Raw genomic sequence first — 14,608 nt, forward strand, 5'->3', positions numbered from 1 at the left:
CGCTGACCAGGCTCAACGCCAGCAGCACCCCGGCGGCCACAACGTTAAAATGCTTTTGCTTCATGTCACATTCCTTCAGTCATCGGATAAATCCTGTCGCGGCTGTGGCCGTCAAGCACACAGGCGAAGGCATGGTCGGCAATATGCCGGGTTTCGGGTGCCACGCCGTGCCGGCACGCGGGAAGCGCATGAGCACAGCGTGGATGGAAAGCGCAGCCTGCGGGCAACGAGACCGGGCTGGGCGGCTCGCCGGGTAAAGAATGTTCGGGCAAGGGGCGGTCAGGATCGATTTCCGGAATGGCTGCCACCAGCGCGGCGGTATACGGATGGCGCGGCGCGTTAAACACCGTTTGCGTCGGGCCGCTTTCAACAATGCGCCCCAGATACATCACCGCCACGCGGTCGCACAGGCGGCGGACAATCGCCAGATCGTGGGCGATAAACAGGATCGCCAGCCCCATGCTTTCGCGCAGATCCATCAGTAAATTAATGATTTGCGCCTGAATCGAGACGTCCAGCGCCGCAACGCACTCATCGGCGACGATCAGCCGGGGTTCGATGGCCAGCGCACGGGCAATTCCGGCGCGCTGGCATTGCCCGCCGCTCAGCGCCTGTGGCCGTTTGATTGCATGTTCCGGGTCGAGGCCGACCAGCGTCAGCAGCTCGCTTATCCGCGCGGGGATCTGCGCTTTCGCCACTTTCTGATGCACCCGCAACACTTCGCCAATACTTTCCCCCAACGTCTGACGCGGATTCAGCGAGGAGTACGGATCCTGAAAAATCATTGCCGTTTGCTGACGCAGACGGGCGATGTCCGGCTTCACGCCGTCGGTGATCAGCTGTCCGCGAAACCGCACGCGTCCGGCGCTGGCGGTTTCAAGATGCAGCATCGCCCTGCCGAGCGTACTTTTGCCGCTGCCGGACTCGCCTACCAGCCCCAGCGTTTCGCCCGCGTTGATGTACAACGACACACCATTTACCGCCTGCACATAGCGTTTTTTCAGACCAAAACCGCCGGATACCGGAAACGCCACCGACAGTGCTTCGACTTCCAGCAGCGGATAAGGCTGCGGGGTGTTTTCAGATGGAAGACTCATTTTCCCTCCCGCTCAGCGGATGGTGGCAGGCGGCAACGTGGCCGTGGCCGGTTTGCATCGCAGGTTGCATCCGCTGGCACTGCGCCGTGGCGTTTGCGCAGCGCGGATGGAAACGACAGCCGGTGGGGAAGCGTGCCGCGACAGGCGGCTGACCGGGCAGCGTGATAAGCCTTCCGCTGCCACCCTCGCTGACCGGCTGGCAGTCAATCAAACCGCGGGTGTAAGGATGTATCGCCTGCGCCAGCACCGGACGTTTATCGCCGGTCTCGCACAGCCGCCCGCCGTACATCACGGCGATGCGGTCACAGGTTTGCGCCACCACGCCAAGATCATGCGTAATCAGAATAATGGCGATACCGAGACGATCGCGCAGATCGCGCAGATCGCGCAGCAGCCGTAAAATCTGCATCTGCACGGTGACGTCCAGCGCCGTGGTTGGCTCGTCGGCAATCAGCATTTTCGGTTCGCAGGCCAGCGCCACGGCAATCATCGCGCGCTGACGCATGCCTCCGGAGAACTCGTGCGGGTAGTTATCTACGCGGCGTAGCGGATCGGGGATGCCCACCTGTCGCAGTAATTCCACCGCCTGAAGGTGTGCTTCACGATGGCTTGCGCCAAAATGCAGGCGACGGCTTTCGGCGATTTGCTGGCCGATGGTCATCACAGGATTGAGATGGCTGGCCGGATTTTGGAAAATCATGCCGATTTCCCTTCCGCGAATCGCCGTCATTCGTTTGTCGTTCAGCGTCAGTAAATCCGTGCCGTTAAACAGGATCTCACCGCCGCTGATAGTCAGCCCTTCGCCCGGCAGCAGCCGCATCATGGCGCGGCAGCTAAGGGTTTTACCTGAACCGCTCTCGCCGACCAGCCCGAGAATATCCCCTGCACTTAGCGTCATGGAAAGCTGATCCACCAGCGCGATGCCCTGCCGGTCTTGAATGGTTAAACCGCGAACCTGTAACAGCGTCATGGGCGCTCCCCCAGTTTGTCGCCGAGACCGTCGGCCAGCAGGCTAAAACTCATTGCCAGCACCACAATCGCCAGGCCGGGAAACGTGGTGATCCACCACGCGGTAGTGATAAAACTTTGCCCCTCGGCGACCATCACGCCCCACTCGGCCACCGGCGGCTGAACGCCCAGCCCGAGATAACTTACCGACGCCCCGCTCAGCAAAACCAGCACACAGTCGGACATTGAAAATACCAGCGAACTGGTCAGGGCGTTCGGTAACAGATGCAAAAGCAAAATGCGCGGATGGCTGTAGCCCAGGCTGCGAGCCGCCAGAATGAAATCGCGGTGTTTGAGGGTCAGCACCTGCGAGCGAACCAGACGTGCGTACGACACCCAGCCGACCATCGCCATCGCGATGTAAAAACTGCCCAGACCCGGCCCGAGAATGGCGATGATCGACAACATCAGCACCAGAAACGGAAATGCCAGCACCACGTCAATTATCCGCATAAAGAGCGTATCGACCGCGCCGCCGAGATAGCCGGAGAATGCGCCGATGAGCGTGCCAAAGATGAACGGAAAAATGACGCCAATCAGGCAGATTTGCAGATCAACCCGCGCCCCCCACATCACCCGTGAGAGAATGTCGCGGCCAAAATTATCAGTGCCGAAAGGATGCGCCAGATTTGGCGGCAGGAGCGTCGCGGCGGCGTCCTGCGTAATCGGGTCGTAGGGCGCAATCCACGGGCTGAGCAGCGCCACCAAAACCCACACCAGCAACATCAGGATCCCCAGTCGCAATGCCTGCTGACGCGGCAGCCAGCGCAGATGAAAGGTTGGCAGACGCTGTGTGGGAGCTTTATCGGTCATACTCATTTTCATAGTTTCACCCTCGGATCCAGCGCGACCGTCACCAGATCCGCCATCAGATTCACGCCTACCGTCGCCAATGCAAACACCAGCACCACGCCCTGCACCACCATGTAATCCCGGCTGATGATCGCTTTGACCAGCAGCTGGCCCATGCCGGGAATGGCAAAGACGCTTTCTATTACAACCGTGCTACCGATCAGCCAGCCAATGTTTACCGCCAGCAGATTGACGGTCGGCACCAGCGAATTGGGCATCACATGCCGCCAGAAAATGCGGTTTTCGTTTTGTCCGCGCGCCCTGGCGGCGGTGACATAATCATTTTGTAATTCCATCAGCAGGCTGGCGCGAAGATTACGAGTCAGCACCGCCGAGAGCGCCAGCGCCACCGTCAGACACGGCAAAAACAGATGGTGCAGACGCTCCCCCGCATCGCTGCCGTAGCCTGAGACCGGAAACCAGCCCAGCGACAGGCTGAACAGCAAAATCATCATGATCGCCAGCCAGAACGCGGGCAGACCGAGGCCGATGGTGGATAAAAGGCGGATCATCTGATCGGCCAGCCGTCCGCGATGTCGGGCGGCAGTGGCGGCCAGCGGCACGGTAAACAGCATCGCCAGCAGCACGCTGCCGAGCACCAGATACAGCGTGGGTTCGATGCGCGTCATGATGAGTTTCAGCGTATCGACACGGTAAATCAGCGATTTACCCATTTCCCCGTGCATCAGGTTGCGCAGGAAATAGAGATATTGCTGCCACATCGGTTCATCCAGCCCGTACTGCGCCCGGATGCGGGCAATCGCTTCCGGCGAACTGCGCACACCGAGCAGGATCCGCGCCGGATCGCCGGGTATGGCACGCACCATGATAAAAGTGAGAATACTGATCCCCAGCAGCACCGGCAGCAGTTGCAGCGGTCGCCAGAGCAGAAATCGATAACGGTGCATGGCAATCCTCTAAATGGCAGTTTCTGGTGCAATGTGAGCGTCTGTTTGCCAGTGGTTCTACGTTAGCCCCCGTACAACCTCGCCGGTAGTTAGCAAAAATACTAGGTTTGCACCCGCCGTGATGTGGCACTGCGATTGCATAACTTTTATTCAACAAATCAAGTTGAGCAAAATCGGTGCCCGATCAGCCAATTCATGCGGCAAAGAAGCCAGACGAGGATAAATTCATGAAACTCGCAGTGAAAGACAGTGCGCAATTGATGCGGGAAACCACGGTGGAAGGCGCGTTCAGTCAGCTTTTCGCACAGACATCGCGTCTGGGCTTCGATGCCCTGATCTATGATTACACGCCGGTTCCCCGTTCTCTGGAAGGAGAGTTGATCACTCCGTCGTTGCTGCACATGTGCAACGTGCCGGGGGACATGCAGAGGTTGTGGCTGGAGAGCGGGTATTATCAGGTCGATCCGGTGCAGCATTACGCGCTGGAGAGCTGCGCGCCGTTCGTCTGGTCATATCAGCGTCCGGACAATACCTCGCTGCACAACCGTCTGAGCGATCTCAATAAACCGGTCACCCATTACATGTGTGATAACAATATGCCGAGCGGCGCAACGGTTCCGCTGCATCTGCCCAACGGCGGGTTTGTCACCGTTACCGGTATTCATACCAGCGCCGGGCATGAGCTGGATATTCACGACGCGCTGGCCGATCTGAGCCTGCTGGCGATGACCTTTCAGGAGTGCGTATTGCCGCTTTTCGACAGCAGCGTTCTGACCTGTCAGCATGTGCGTTTAAGCAAACGCGAGCGCGAATGTCTGGCATGGGCGGCACAAGGGCTGACCGCGAAAGAAATCGCGCGCAAACTATGCCGTTCGGTTGCCACAGTGACGCTGCATCTCAACACCGCCACCCGTAAACTCGGTGCCAGCAACCGCGTACAGGCGGTGGTTCGCGCGATGCATTACCGCCTGCTCGACAGCTGAGCCTTGTCCTTTTCTATCTTTTTTACTAGCTGTGTAGCCCCGTCGCGATGTTTACCCTGAAAAGATTATTCACCGGCAGGGGAAACAACATGATTAACGTCACTGAAGGTTTTGCGCCATTTCAGGAATACCAAACCTGGTACCGCGTTTGCGGCGATTTGCACAACGGCGTCACGCCGCTGGTGGTCGCGCACGGCGGGCCGGGCTGCACACACGATTACGTCGATGCCTTCCGTGATATCGCCCTCACCGGACGCGCCGTCATTCATTACGATCAGATTGGTAACGGGCGCTCGACGCACCTGCCCGACAAACCGGCAGAGTTCTGGCAACCTGCGCTGTTTCTGGCCGAGTTGGACAATTTGCTACGCCATCTCGGTATCGAAAAGGATTACGCGCTGCTCGGGCAATCCTGGGGCGGAATGCTGGGTGCCGAACATGCGGTGACGCAGCCCGCGGGCCTGAAAGCGCTGGTCATCGCCAATTCCCCCGCCTCGATGACGCTCTGGCTACAGGCCGCCGCCCGATTGCGCAGCGAGCTGCCCGCCGACGTACAGCACACCCTGCTGGCGCATGAAACCGCCGGAACCCTTGAGAGCGATGACTACAAAGCAGCATCGCAGGTGTTCTATCAGCGCCATGTCTGCCGCGTCGACCCATGGCCGGAAGAGGTCCTGCGAACCTTCGCCGCGATGGACGCCGATCCGACCGTCTATCACGCCATGAACGGCCCAACCGAGTTTCACGTCATCGGCAGCATGAAAGACTGGACGATTATCGACCGCCTTCCCACCATCAATGTGCCGGTACTCTTGATATCAGGCCGCTACGACGAAGCCGCCCCGGAGGTTGTGCAGCCGTTTTACGATCTGATCCCGAAGGTAGAATGGGTGATTTTCGAGAGTTCCAGTCACATGCCGCACGTGGAAGAGCGCGAAGCGTGTATGACGTGTGTGGGAGAGTTTTTGGTCAGAATAGAGGGGTTTAAGGGCTAACACCTTGTCAAAACATACTTCAACTTATTGATTTTACTTTAATACCCCACCCGCTCCCACCCCTTTACACGGGAGGGAGCGGAGCGAGTCATCATTAAAAGCCATCACAGGTGGCAACCCACCGGTTCTACCCCTGCCCAAAGATCTTGATCACTGCATCCAGATGATCTTTCATGGCTTTTTTAGCCGCGCGACCATCGCGCGCTTCCAGCGCGGTCAGGATTTCGAGATGTTCAATCTCGGAACGGTGCGGCATGTCCTGCGGCGTGTAATGCATTTGCAGGCTGCGAAACATCGTGCCGTAACGGTGGCCGAGAAGGTGAGCGATGATAAACGCGTAAGCCGGGTTGCCGCTGGCCTGCGCGATGCGTATATGAAATAAACGGTCACCGGGATGAGTCGCAGAACCTTGCCGGTTATCGCGACAATTCTGCTCATATGCCAGCCGAATCGCCGCAAGTTCCTCATCTGTTGCATGTCGTGCTGCCAGCGCAGCGGTTTCCGGTTCGATTAATCGCCGTGTTTGTAGCAGAGAAAATGGTGGTAACTCGGCGGTAAAATCCAGCTCGATATTCAGCTCATCATCCACGTCTGCCCACTGATTGCGCCCTGCCTGAGACATCACCGGCTCCTTCGACGGAATCACCGCCGAGGCTGGCGGATGACAGACAATCACACCGTTGCCGACGCGGACGTCCACCAGCCCGATGACTTCCAGCGCAATCAGCGCCTCACGTACCGACGCACGGCTAACCTGTAACTGACTGGCCAACTCTCGCTCTGCAGGAAGGCGGCTGCCGGGCGGAAATTCCTTACTCTCAATTAACGTTTTTAGCTGGTCAGCTATCTGCCTGTATATTCTGGGATTTTCTAATTTTTTTATCGGCATCGGACACCTGAGGTCAATTCTCATTAAGTGATTCAGCTAGCAACTTTAGGACAAAAATCTTGCTGAATTGTTTTATGCATGTAAAAAATTGGTTAATCGAAATCGTGTTTTTGGGTTGAGCTTGCCGAATATCTTAGCAAAAAGCACCTCCTATCACGCGTTTTTTTCACCTCCAATGGCCTGACCATTAGACCTATAACCGTAATTTTCTCAGGAGTTGCTATGAACCTGGCAGGGAAAAAAGTTCTGATTACCGCCGCCGGACAAGGCATCGGATTTAACACCGCAACGCTGTTCGCCAGTCAGGGCGCAGAGGTCATTGCCACCGACATCAATATCGATGCGCTGCATGATATTCAGGGCATCCGTCCCCGCATTCTGGATGTGACTGATCCGCAGGCCATCGCCGCAGCCGCAGAAGAGATCGGCCCGGTCGATGTGCTGTTCAACTGCGCGGGCGTGGTACACAGCGGCGATATTCTGACGTGCAGCGAACGCGAATGGCAGTTTGCGCTCGACCTCAACGTGACGGCGATGTTCCACATGATCCGCGCCTTTCTGCCCGCCATGCTCGAACGCAGCAGCGGTTCCATCATCAATATGTCGTCTGTGGCATCGAGCATCAAAGGCGTGCCTAACCGTTTTGCCTACAGCGCATCAAAAGCTGCCGTCATTGGGCTGACCCGATCAGTCGCCGCCGATTATGTTACCCGAGGCATCCGCTGCAACGCCATCTGTCCGGGCACGGTGGAATCCCCTTCTCTGCGCCAGCGCATAGCCGCACAGGCTGAAGCGGAAGGCCGAAGCGAAGCCGAGGTTTATCAGGCATTTGTCTCGCGCCAGCCCATCGGGCGTATCGGGAAAACTGAAGAAATCGCCCAGCTGGCACTGTATCTGGCTTCCGATGCCAGCTCCTACACCACCGGCACGGTACAAATTATTGATGGCGGCTGGAGTAACTGAGTCCTGACCGCCAAATTTAATACATTAAAGAGGGAGATTTGAATGAAATTATTACGTTACGGCAAAGCAGGATCTGAACGCCCCGGCCTGCTGGACAGCAAAGGTAATTTGCGCGATCTCTCTGCGCACATTGCCGATATTCGCGGCGAATTTCTGCACCCGGAAACGCTGGAAAAACTGCGCCGTCTGGATCCGGAAAGCCTGCCTCTGGTCAGCGGTGAGCCGCGCCTCGGCGCCTGCGTCGCTCAGGTCGGCAAGTTTATCTGTATCGGCCTCAATTATGCCGACCATGCGGCAGAAACCGGCGCGGAGATCCCGAAAGAACCGGTCATTTTCAGTAAATGGACCAGCGCGATTGTCGGGCCGAATGACGATGTGGAGATCCCGCGTGATTCAGTCAAAACCGACTGGGAAGTGGAGCTCGGCGTGGTGATCGGCACCGGCGGGCGCTATATCAGCGAAGCTGACGCAATGTCGCACGTTGCCGGCTATTGCGTGATCAATGACGTCTCGGAACGTGAGTTCCAGATTGAACGCGGCGGCACCTGGGACAAGGGCAAAGGCTGCGATACATTCGGCCCGACCGGCCCGTGGCTGGTCACGGCGGATGAAATCCCCGATCCGCATCAGCTGAACTTATGGCTGGAGGTCGACGGCAAACGCTTCCAGAACGGCAATACCCGCACGATGATTTTTCAGATCCCCGAAATCATCAGTTATCTGAGCCGTTTTATGAGCCTGCAAGCCGGGGACATCATTTCTACCGGCACCCCGCCGGGCGTCGGATTAGGGCAAAAACCGCCGCTGTATCTGAAAGCCGGTCAGGTTATGCGTTTGGGTATCGAAGGTCTGGGCGAACAGCGCCAGAAGACGGTACAGGCGTAGTCCCCTAATTTCTGCTGATGGAAGATGAAATGACAAAGATTACGGCTTTACGGGTCGAAGATGTGCGTTTCCCCACGTCACTCTCGCTGGACGGTTCGGATGCGATGAATCCTGACCCCGACTACTCCGCTGCTTATGTGATTTTAGAAACGGACAATCCTGACCTGCGCGGTCATGGGCTGACGTTCACCATCGGGCGCGGCAATGAAATCTGCTGTGCGGCCATTAATGCGCTGGAACATCTGATCGTCGGTCGCGAACTGGCGGGCATTACCGCCGATATGGGGCAATTCTGGCGTGAGTTTACCAGTGACAGCCAGCTGCGCTGGATTGGCCCGGATAAAGGTGCCATCCATCTGGCGACGGGCGCGGTGGTCAATGCAGTGTGGGATTTATGGGGTAAAGCCGCCGGAAAGCCGCTGTGGCAGTTAGTGGCCGATATGTCGCCGGAAGAGCTGGTTCGGTGCATCGATTTTCGTTACATCACCGACTGCATTACGCCGCAGGAAGCGCTGACGCTACTGCAACAACGGGCGGACAACAAACCACAAAGACGGGAAAAGCTGCTGGCTGAAGGTTACCCCTGTTACACCACGTCGGCGGGCTGGCTGGGGTATCCGGACGACAAACTACGCCGTCTGTGTCAGGAAGCGGTCGACGCCGGTTTTGACTATCTCAAGCTCAAAGTGGGCCGCGATCTGGAAGACGATATCCGCCGCGTGCGTATCGCTCGTGAAGTAATCGGCCCCGACCGCAAGTTGATGATCGACGCCAATCAGGTGTGGGAAACCGACGAGGCCATTCCGTGGGTGAACGCCCTCGCCTTTGCCAAACCGTGGTTTATCGAGGAGCCGACCAGTCCGGATGACATCGAAGGCCATCGCAAAATCCGCCACGGCGTCGCACCGGTAAAAGTGGCGACCGGCGAAATGTGCCAGAACCGTATCATGTTCAAGCAATTCATCATGCGTGAGGCCATCGACGTGGTGCAGATTGATGCCTGCCGTATGGGCGGCGTGAACGAAGTCCTGGCAGTGATGCTGATGGCCGCCAAATACAACCTGCCAGTGTGCCCGCATGCGGGCGGCGTCGGCCTTTGCGAATACGTGCAGCATCTGTCGATGATTGATTATCTGTGCATCGCCGGAACCCATGAAGGCCGGGTGATTGAATATGTCGACCATCTCCACGAGCATTTTGTCCATCCGTGTGACATTCGCGGCGCAGCCTATATGCCGCCGAAAGCGCCGGGTTTCTCGATCGAAATGCATCAGGCTTCCATCGACAAATACCGTCATCACGCCTGAGCCTGTGACTGAACACACGCGGAGAACCTGAAGGATGCGAATCGACAGCCATCAGCATTTCTGGCACTACACACCGCGAGATTACCGCTGGATTAGCGACACCATGGCGGTATTAAAGCAGGATTTTTTGCCGGAAACGTTGCGAAACACGTTACAACGTCACGATATGCAAGGCACGATCCTGGTTCAGGCGTGTTCAGACAGCCGCGAAACACAGTGGCTGCTTGAAATCGCTGAAAAAACTGACTTTGTGCGCGCCGTCACCGGCTGGATAGATCTGCTGCCCCCTCAGCTGGAACAGCAACTGGAGGCGCTTTCTCATCCGCTGCTGCACGGCTTCCGGCATCAGGTTCAGGATGAAGTTTCACCCGCACAGTGGCTCAGCAATTCCGCCATCAACAGGGGGATCAGGCAGTTACAGCAGCGAGATTATGTGTACGAAATTCTGGTGACGCACCAGCATCTGGCCGACGCCGTGCAATTCGCCAAACGTCACGATAACTATTTTCTGGTGCTGGATCATTTTGGCAAACCCGACCTGAGCCTCGGCGCGGCGCACTGGGCAAAACAAGTTGCGCCGCTGGCAGCACTGCCGCACGTCAGTTGCAAACTCTCAGGTTTGCTGACTGAACCGCGTCCGGCTGGCGTCACGCTTAATGACCTGTTGCCCTATTTCGACGCCGCTCTGGAGATTTTTGGCACTGAACGGCTGATGTTTGGCTCCGACTGGCCGGTGTGTCTGCTGGGGGAGAGTGACGAAGATCCTTGGTCGCTCTGCGAGCAGGCCATCGCGACGCTCAGTTCTGACGAGCAGGCAGCCATTTTTGGCGGCAATGCCTGCGCAGTTTACCGATTACAGGAAACGAGCAATGAATCTGCATTTGCAAAATAAAGTGGTGATAGTCACTGGCGGCGGTTCAGGCATTGGCGCAGCCATTTCACTGACACTGGCCGGGGAAGGCGCGATCCCGGTCATTATCAGCAACACGGAACCGGCGAATGAACTGATGCATCAGCTGCAGCAGCAGGTTCCACAGGCCAGTTTTATCCTCACCGAGTTGCGTGAGGAAGCCAGCTGCGCGGCGGCGGTAAGCGAAGTGATGTCCCGCTATGGCCGCATCGACGGGCTGGTGAATAACGCCGGTGCCAATGACAGCGTCGGGCTGGACGCCGGACGCGAAGCTTTTGTCCGCTCACTGGAGCAGAACCTCATTCATTACTATCTGATGGCGCATCTGAGCCTCGACGCCCTGCGCGCCAGCCGGGGTGCCATCGTCAATATCAGCTCTAAAACCGCGCTGACCGGCCAGGGAAACACCAGCGGTTACGCCTCGGCAAAAGGCGGCATTCTGGCGCTGACCCGCGAATGGGCAGCGGCGCTGCTTAAGGATGGAATTCGGGTTAACGCGGTTATTCCGGCAGAGGTGATGACGCCGTTGTACGAGCGCTGGATCAAAGGCTTCGAAAATCCTGAAGAAAAATTGCACCAGATAACTTCACATATTCCACTGGGGCAACGCATGACCACGCCGCAGGAAATCGCCGATACCGTGGTGTTTCTGCTTTCATCACGCACCTCTCATACCACCGGCCAGTGGCTGACGGTGGACGGTGGCTACATGCATCTTGACCGGGCGTTAACATGAGCCGCCGTTACGTTCAGGCACTGGATCTGGCCGACGATCCGCTGCTTATCGAAGAATATCAGCGTTATCACCAGCAAATCTGGCCGGAAATTTCCGCACATCTGAGACGTTACGGCGTCACGGAAATGGAAATTTATCGGCTAGGAAACCGGCTGATGATGGTGATGGAAACCACGGAAGATTTTGACAGCGGCCTGTTTGAACGCCGCAGTCTGGAAGACCCCAAAGTCTGTGAATGGGAAGCGCTGATGTGGAAATATCAGCGCCCCACACCCTGGACACCTGCCGGTGAGAAATGGGTGGAAATGGAGAGGATTTTCTCCCTGAAGGATCAGCCGTAGTTTTCACCTCCCCTTCGCCGGGAAGGTGCGCCGAACACGTTTTTTCACGTTATCTGACATAAAAAAATCAGCCACCTGAGCTGAACCCCTACATGCTTCACCAGATACTGAGGAATACACTATGCTCGCTGACAAAACCGCTTCACCTGCCTATGCGGAGCGCAAAACAACGTCCGGTTTCCGGCTCGCGTTTATTCTGGTCACCACGCTGTTTTTCCTGTGGGGCTTATCCTACGGGTTGCTGGACGTGCTGAATAAGCATTTTCAGGAAGTGTTACACGTCAATAAAGCCCAATCGGGTTTACTTCAGGCAGCGTACTTTGGCGCCTATTTTATCATCGCTCTGCCTGCCGGTTTCTTTATGGACAGGTTCGGCTATAAGGCCGGGATCCTGGTGGGATTATGCCTGTATGCGCTGGGCGCTTTGTTATTCGTTCCCGCTGCCAGCGCGGGCAGTTTCGGCATGTTTCTGCTGGCGCTGTTTGTGATAGCACTCGGTCTGGGTTGTCTGGAAACCGCTGCTAATCCATTTGCTACCGTGCTGGGTGACCCTGCCGGTGCGGAACGTCGTCTGAACCTTTCCCAGTCATTCAACGGCTTAGGCCAGTTCATCGGCCCGGTTATCGGCGGCTCGCTGTTCTTCAGCGCCACGCAGGGAACGACCGCCGAGGGTCTCTCGTCAGTGAAAATGACCTATGTGGCCATCGCGGTGTTAGTGCTGCTGATCGCCTTTGTGTTTGGCCGGACAAAACTGCCGGATATTCGCGAACAGAGCACGTCGGAAGCTCACGGGCTGGAAAAAGGTTTGTGGCAACACGGTCATTTCACCGGCGGAGTTATCGCGCAGTTTTTCTATGTCGCGGCGCAGGTCGGCGTCGGGGCATTCTTCATCAACTACACCACTGAGCACTGGCATACGCTGTCGAACCAGAACGCTTCTTATCTGCTTTCCGTCGGCATGATCAGTTTCATGGTCGGACGTTTTTTCAGTACCTGGCTGATGGGATTCGTACGCCCGGCCACCCTGCTGGTGATTTACGCGATCATCAATATCGTTTTATGCGCAGTAGTGGTTGCGGGGATTGATAACGTCTCGGTCATTGCATTAGTGGCGATTTTCTTCTTTATGTCGATCATGTTCCCGACCATTTTTGCGATGGGCGTCAAGAACATGGGCAAACAGACCAAACGCGCCAGTTCTGTGATGATCATGGCCATAGTCGGTGGCGCGATCATGCCATACCTGATGGGCGCAATTGCCGACCGCTACACCACGGCGGTGTCCTATGCGCTGCCGATGGTCTGCTTCGCCGTCGTCTTAACGTACGCATTACGTCAGCGGGCGAAGTAAACCGTCAGCCGGGAGCCTTCCGCTCCCGGTTTTCCCTACTCTTTAACCAGCACCGGCTGTTCGCGGTAATTCGCCGGGAAATAATGTTGTAAGTCTTTAATCTTCGGCAAATCGTTCACCACGATGTACGGATAGTCGGGATTATCATTCAAAAAGTTCTGATGGTAGGCTTCAGCCGGATAAAAGTGCCCGTTGTTTTCGACCGTCGTGACCATAGGTTCGCTGTAGCTTTTACTGGCGTTGAGTTGCGCGATGTACGCTTTGGCGACCTCAGTTTGGGCGGCATTTTGCGGGAAAACCGCCGATCGATACTGGCTGCCAGTGTCCGGCCCTTGCCGGTTTAGCTGCGTCGGGTTATGGCCGACGGAGAAAAAGATGTGCAGCAGTTCGCCGTAGGTCACCTGAGTTGGGTCAAACGTCACCTTCACTGACTCCGCATGACCGGTTTCGCCGGTACTCACTTCCTCATAACTCGCCGTCCCCGCCGCGCCGCCGGTATATCCGGATACCGCGCTGGTCACGCCTTTCACATGCTGGAACACTCCCTGGATCCCCCAGAAGCAACCACCCGCAAACAGCGCGGTTTCACTGTGTGACGTACCTGCGGGCTCATCCTTTGCAGGCGCGGCAATCACCACGGCCTGTTCAGCGCCGCCCCATGACCAAGCGTTATTCTGGAAAACGAACGCAGATGCCAGTACCAGACCGGCGATCAGACTGTAATTACGTAACGACTTCACTCTTTTATCGGTCATTTTCATAGTGGTCTCGCAGGTGATTACGTGTTGGGAGTAAACGTCATTGCCAGCCCGTTCATGCAATAACGCAGGCCGGTCGGCTGTGGTCCATCGTCAAAGACATGGCCAAGATGCCCGCCGCAGCGGCGGCAATGTACCTCATCGCGCACCATCCCGAGCGTGGTGTCCCGGCGCGTCACGGCGGCGTTGGGCAATGATTTCCAGAAGCTTGGCCACCCGGTGCGGCTGTCGAATTTAGTCGCAGAGGAAAACAGCGACAGGCTGCAACCGGCACAGGCGAATTTACCGTCCCGGTGTTCTTTGTTTAACGGGCTGGAATAAGGACGTTCGGTGCCAGCTTCGCGCAAGATGTAATACTGCGCATCACTGAGGCGCTGGTGCCACTGGTCATCGGTGAGTGTCACTTCGAAGTGTTCTGCGATTGCCTGCGCGTCCGCCTTACGGGCGAAAATCGCCGGAAAAAGTCCCATGGCCGCTGCGGCGGAAACTGCACCGCTGCCGAGCAGGAAATTGCGTCTGTTGATCATAGTTGCCACCGTGCCGGTTGGTATCGATGGAAACAGATTACAGGCAGGGGTGTTACGGAATCCTCGCGGAGAGTTAACGATTTTGTGATAAATCCGTT

16 protein-coding genes are annotated in these 14,608 nt (G+C 56.9%); 9 read left to right on the top strand and 7 right to left on the bottom strand.

Going from position 1 to position 14,608, the window contains the following annotated elements; translation table 11 throughout:
- Nucleotides 1-65: 65 nt before the first annotated feature.
- From I2123_RS23020 to I2123_RS23035, 4 genes are read right to left on the bottom strand one after another with little or no spacing between them, the layout of a single operon-like run.
- Complete coding sequence (locus I2123_RS23020; protein WP_213052890.1) at nucleotides 66-1,097, bottom strand: ABC transporter ATP-binding protein; 1,032 nt, start codon at nucleotides 1,095-1,097, stop codon at nucleotides 66-68.
- Nucleotides 1,081-2,067, bottom strand: coding sequence for an ABC transporter ATP-binding protein (locus tag I2123_RS23025; protein ID WP_213052891.1), 987 nt, complete (start codon nucleotides 2,065-2,067; stop codon nucleotides 1,081-1,083). Before I2123_RS23025 ends, I2123_RS23020 begins: the two co-directional genes overlap by 17 nt.
- On the bottom strand, nucleotides 2,064-2,924 hold the full coding sequence (locus I2123_RS23030; protein ID WP_112164083.1) for an ABC transporter permease: 861 nt from the start codon (nucleotides 2,922-2,924) through the stop codon (nucleotides 2,064-2,066). Before I2123_RS23030 ends, I2123_RS23025 begins: the two co-directional genes overlap by 4 nt.
- 2 nt (nucleotides 2,925-2,926) lie before the next feature.
- Nucleotides 2,927-3,865 (bottom strand): ABC transporter permease, encoded by a 939-nt coding sequence (locus I2123_RS23035; protein WP_213052892.1) that lies wholly within the window; start codon nucleotides 3,863-3,865, stop codon nucleotides 2,927-2,929.
- A gap of 227 nt (nucleotides 3,866-4,092) precedes the next feature.
- Between I2123_RS23035 and I2123_RS23040 the strand changes: the two genes are divergently transcribed.
- Together I2123_RS23040 and I2123_RS23045 are read left to right on the top strand one after the other, a co-directional pair.
- Nucleotides 4,093-4,848, top strand: coding sequence for a LuxR family transcriptional regulator (locus tag I2123_RS23040; protein ID WP_112164021.1), 756 nt, complete (start codon nucleotides 4,093-4,095; stop codon nucleotides 4,846-4,848).
- A gap of 89 nt (nucleotides 4,849-4,937) precedes the next feature.
- Nucleotides 4,938-5,843, top strand: coding sequence for a proline iminopeptidase-family hydrolase (locus tag I2123_RS23045; protein ID WP_112164020.1), 906 nt, complete (start codon nucleotides 4,938-4,940; stop codon nucleotides 5,841-5,843).
- 127 nt (nucleotides 5,844-5,970) lie between these two features.
- Here I2123_RS23045 and I2123_RS23050 read toward each other — a convergent pair whose 3' ends face one another.
- A complete protein-coding gene (locus I2123_RS23050; protein ID WP_112164019.1) occupies nucleotides 5,971-6,732 on the bottom strand; it encodes a FadR/GntR family transcriptional regulator in 762 nt (253 codons plus the stop codon).
- A gap of 222 nt (nucleotides 6,733-6,954) precedes the next feature.
- Here I2123_RS23050 and I2123_RS23055 point away from each other — a divergent pair, with 222 nt between their 5' ends.
- The 7 genes from I2123_RS23055 (at nucleotide 6,955) to fucP (ending at nucleotide 13,225) form a co-directional block, all read left to right on the top strand.
- The gene (locus I2123_RS23055) at nucleotides 6,955-7,695 is read left to right on the top strand and encodes an SDR family oxidoreductase (protein ID WP_213052893.1); all 741 of its coding nucleotides are present in this window, start codon (nucleotides 6,955-6,957) and stop codon (nucleotides 7,693-7,695) included.
- 42 nt (nucleotides 7,696-7,737) lie between these two features.
- Complete coding sequence (locus I2123_RS23060) at nucleotides 7,738-8,580, top strand: fumarylacetoacetate hydrolase family protein (protein WP_213052894.1); 843 nt, start codon at nucleotides 7,738-7,740, stop codon at nucleotides 8,578-8,580.
- Between the two features lie 29 nt (nucleotides 8,581-8,609).
- Nucleotides 8,610-9,887, top strand: coding sequence for an L-fuconate dehydratase (locus I2123_RS23065; RefSeq protein WP_213052895.1), 1,278 nt, complete (start codon nucleotides 8,610-8,612; stop codon nucleotides 9,885-9,887).
- Nucleotides 9,888-9,921: 34 nt separating this feature from the next.
- On the top strand, nucleotides 9,922-10,779 hold the full coding sequence (locus tag I2123_RS23070) for an amidohydrolase family protein (protein WP_213052896.1): 858 nt from the start codon (nucleotides 9,922-9,924) through the stop codon (nucleotides 10,777-10,779).
- Nucleotides 10,757-11,533, top strand: coding sequence for an L-fucose dehydrogenase (locus tag I2123_RS23075; RefSeq protein ID WP_213052897.1), 777 nt, complete (start codon nucleotides 10,757-10,759; stop codon nucleotides 11,531-11,533). Before I2123_RS23070 ends, I2123_RS23075 begins: the two co-directional genes overlap by 23 nt.
- On the top strand, nucleotides 11,530-11,874 hold the full coding sequence (locus tag I2123_RS23080) for an L-rhamnose mutarotase (RefSeq protein ID WP_213052898.1): 345 nt from the start codon (nucleotides 11,530-11,532) through the stop codon (nucleotides 11,872-11,874). The genes I2123_RS23075 and I2123_RS23080 overlap by 4 nt, the downstream gene beginning before the upstream one ends.
- A 121-nt stretch (nucleotides 11,875-11,995) precedes the next feature.
- Complete coding sequence (gene fucP, locus I2123_RS23085) at nucleotides 11,996-13,225, top strand: L-fucose:H+ symporter permease (RefSeq protein ID WP_213052899.1); 1,230 nt, start codon at nucleotides 11,996-11,998, stop codon at nucleotides 13,223-13,225.
- 35 nt (nucleotides 13,226-13,260) lie between these two features.
- Here the strand turns inward: fucP and msrA are convergent, their stop codons facing one another.
- Both msrA and msrB read right to left on the bottom strand, forming a co-directional pair.
- The gene (gene msrA, locus I2123_RS23090; protein ID WP_213052900.1) at nucleotides 13,261-13,986 is read right to left on the bottom strand and encodes a peptide-methionine (S)-S-oxide reductase MsrA; all 726 of its coding nucleotides are present in this window, start codon (nucleotides 13,984-13,986) and stop codon (nucleotides 13,261-13,263) included.
- 17 nt (nucleotides 13,987-14,003) lie between these two features.
- Nucleotides 14,004-14,510, bottom strand: a complete 507-nt coding sequence (gene msrB / locus I2123_RS23095) for a peptide-methionine (R)-S-oxide reductase MsrB (protein ID WP_213052901.1) — start codon at nucleotides 14,508-14,510, stop codon at nucleotides 14,004-14,006.
- Nucleotides 14,511-14,608 lie beyond the last annotated feature (98 nt).

Origin of the sequence: Rahnella inusitata, assembly GCF_018288855.1 — a bacterium.
Classification (GTDB): Bacteria; Pseudomonadota; Gammaproteobacteria; order Enterobacterales; family Enterobacteriaceae; genus Rahnella; species Rahnella inusitata.

What these genes read in the sequence shown, in the direction of transcription:
- I2123_RS23020 (WP_213052890.1), bottom strand. Translation starts at nt 1,097, where the DNA reads ATGAGTCTTCCATCTGAAAACACCCCGCAGCCTTATCCGCTGCTGGAA.
- I2123_RS23025 (WP_213052891.1), bottom strand. Translation starts at nt 2,067, where the DNA reads ATGACGCTGTTACAGGTTCGCGGTTTAACCATTCAAGACCGGCAGGGC.
- I2123_RS23030 (WP_112164083.1), bottom strand. Translation starts at nt 2,924, where the DNA reads ATGAGTATGACCGATAAAGCTCCCACACAGCGTCTGCCAACCTTTCAT.
- I2123_RS23035 (WP_213052892.1), bottom strand. Translation starts at nt 3,865, where the DNA reads ATGCACCGTTATCGATTTCTGCTCTGGCGACCGCTGCAACTGCTGCCG.
- I2123_RS23040 (WP_112164021.1), top strand. Translation starts at nt 4,093, where the DNA reads ATGAAACTCGCAGTGAAAGACAGTGCGCAATTGATGCGGGAAACCACG.
- I2123_RS23045 (WP_112164020.1), top strand. Translation starts at nt 4,938, where the DNA reads ATGATTAACGTCACTGAAGGTTTTGCGCCATTTCAGGAATACCAAACC.
- I2123_RS23050 (WP_112164019.1), bottom strand. Translation starts at nt 6,732, where the DNA reads ATGCCGATAAAAAAATTAGAAAATCCCAGAATATACAGGCAGATAGCT.
- I2123_RS23055 (WP_213052893.1), top strand. Translation starts at nt 6,955, where the DNA reads ATGAACCTGGCAGGGAAAAAAGTTCTGATTACCGCCGCCGGACAAGGC.
- I2123_RS23060 (WP_213052894.1), top strand. Translation starts at nt 7,738, where the DNA reads ATGAAATTATTACGTTACGGCAAAGCAGGATCTGAACGCCCCGGCCTG.
- I2123_RS23065 (WP_213052895.1), top strand. Translation starts at nt 8,610, where the DNA reads ATGACAAAGATTACGGCTTTACGGGTCGAAGATGTGCGTTTCCCCACG.
- I2123_RS23070 (WP_213052896.1), top strand. Translation starts at nt 9,922, where the DNA reads ATGCGAATCGACAGCCATCAGCATTTCTGGCACTACACACCGCGAGAT.
- I2123_RS23075 (WP_213052897.1), top strand. Translation starts at nt 10,757, where the DNA reads ATGAATCTGCATTTGCAAAATAAAGTGGTGATAGTCACTGGCGGCGGT.
- I2123_RS23080 (WP_213052898.1), top strand. Translation starts at nt 11,530, where the DNA reads ATGAGCCGCCGTTACGTTCAGGCACTGGATCTGGCCGACGATCCGCTG.
- fucP (WP_213052899.1), top strand. Translation starts at nt 11,996, where the DNA reads ATGCTCGCTGACAAAACCGCTTCACCTGCCTATGCGGAGCGCAAAACA.
- msrA (WP_213052900.1), bottom strand. Translation starts at nt 13,986, where the DNA reads ATGAAAATGACCGATAAAAGAGTGAAGTCGTTACGTAATTACAGTCTG.
- msrB (WP_213052901.1), bottom strand. Translation starts at nt 14,510, where the DNA reads ATGATCAACAGACGCAATTTCCTGCTCGGCAGCGGTGCAGTTTCCGCC.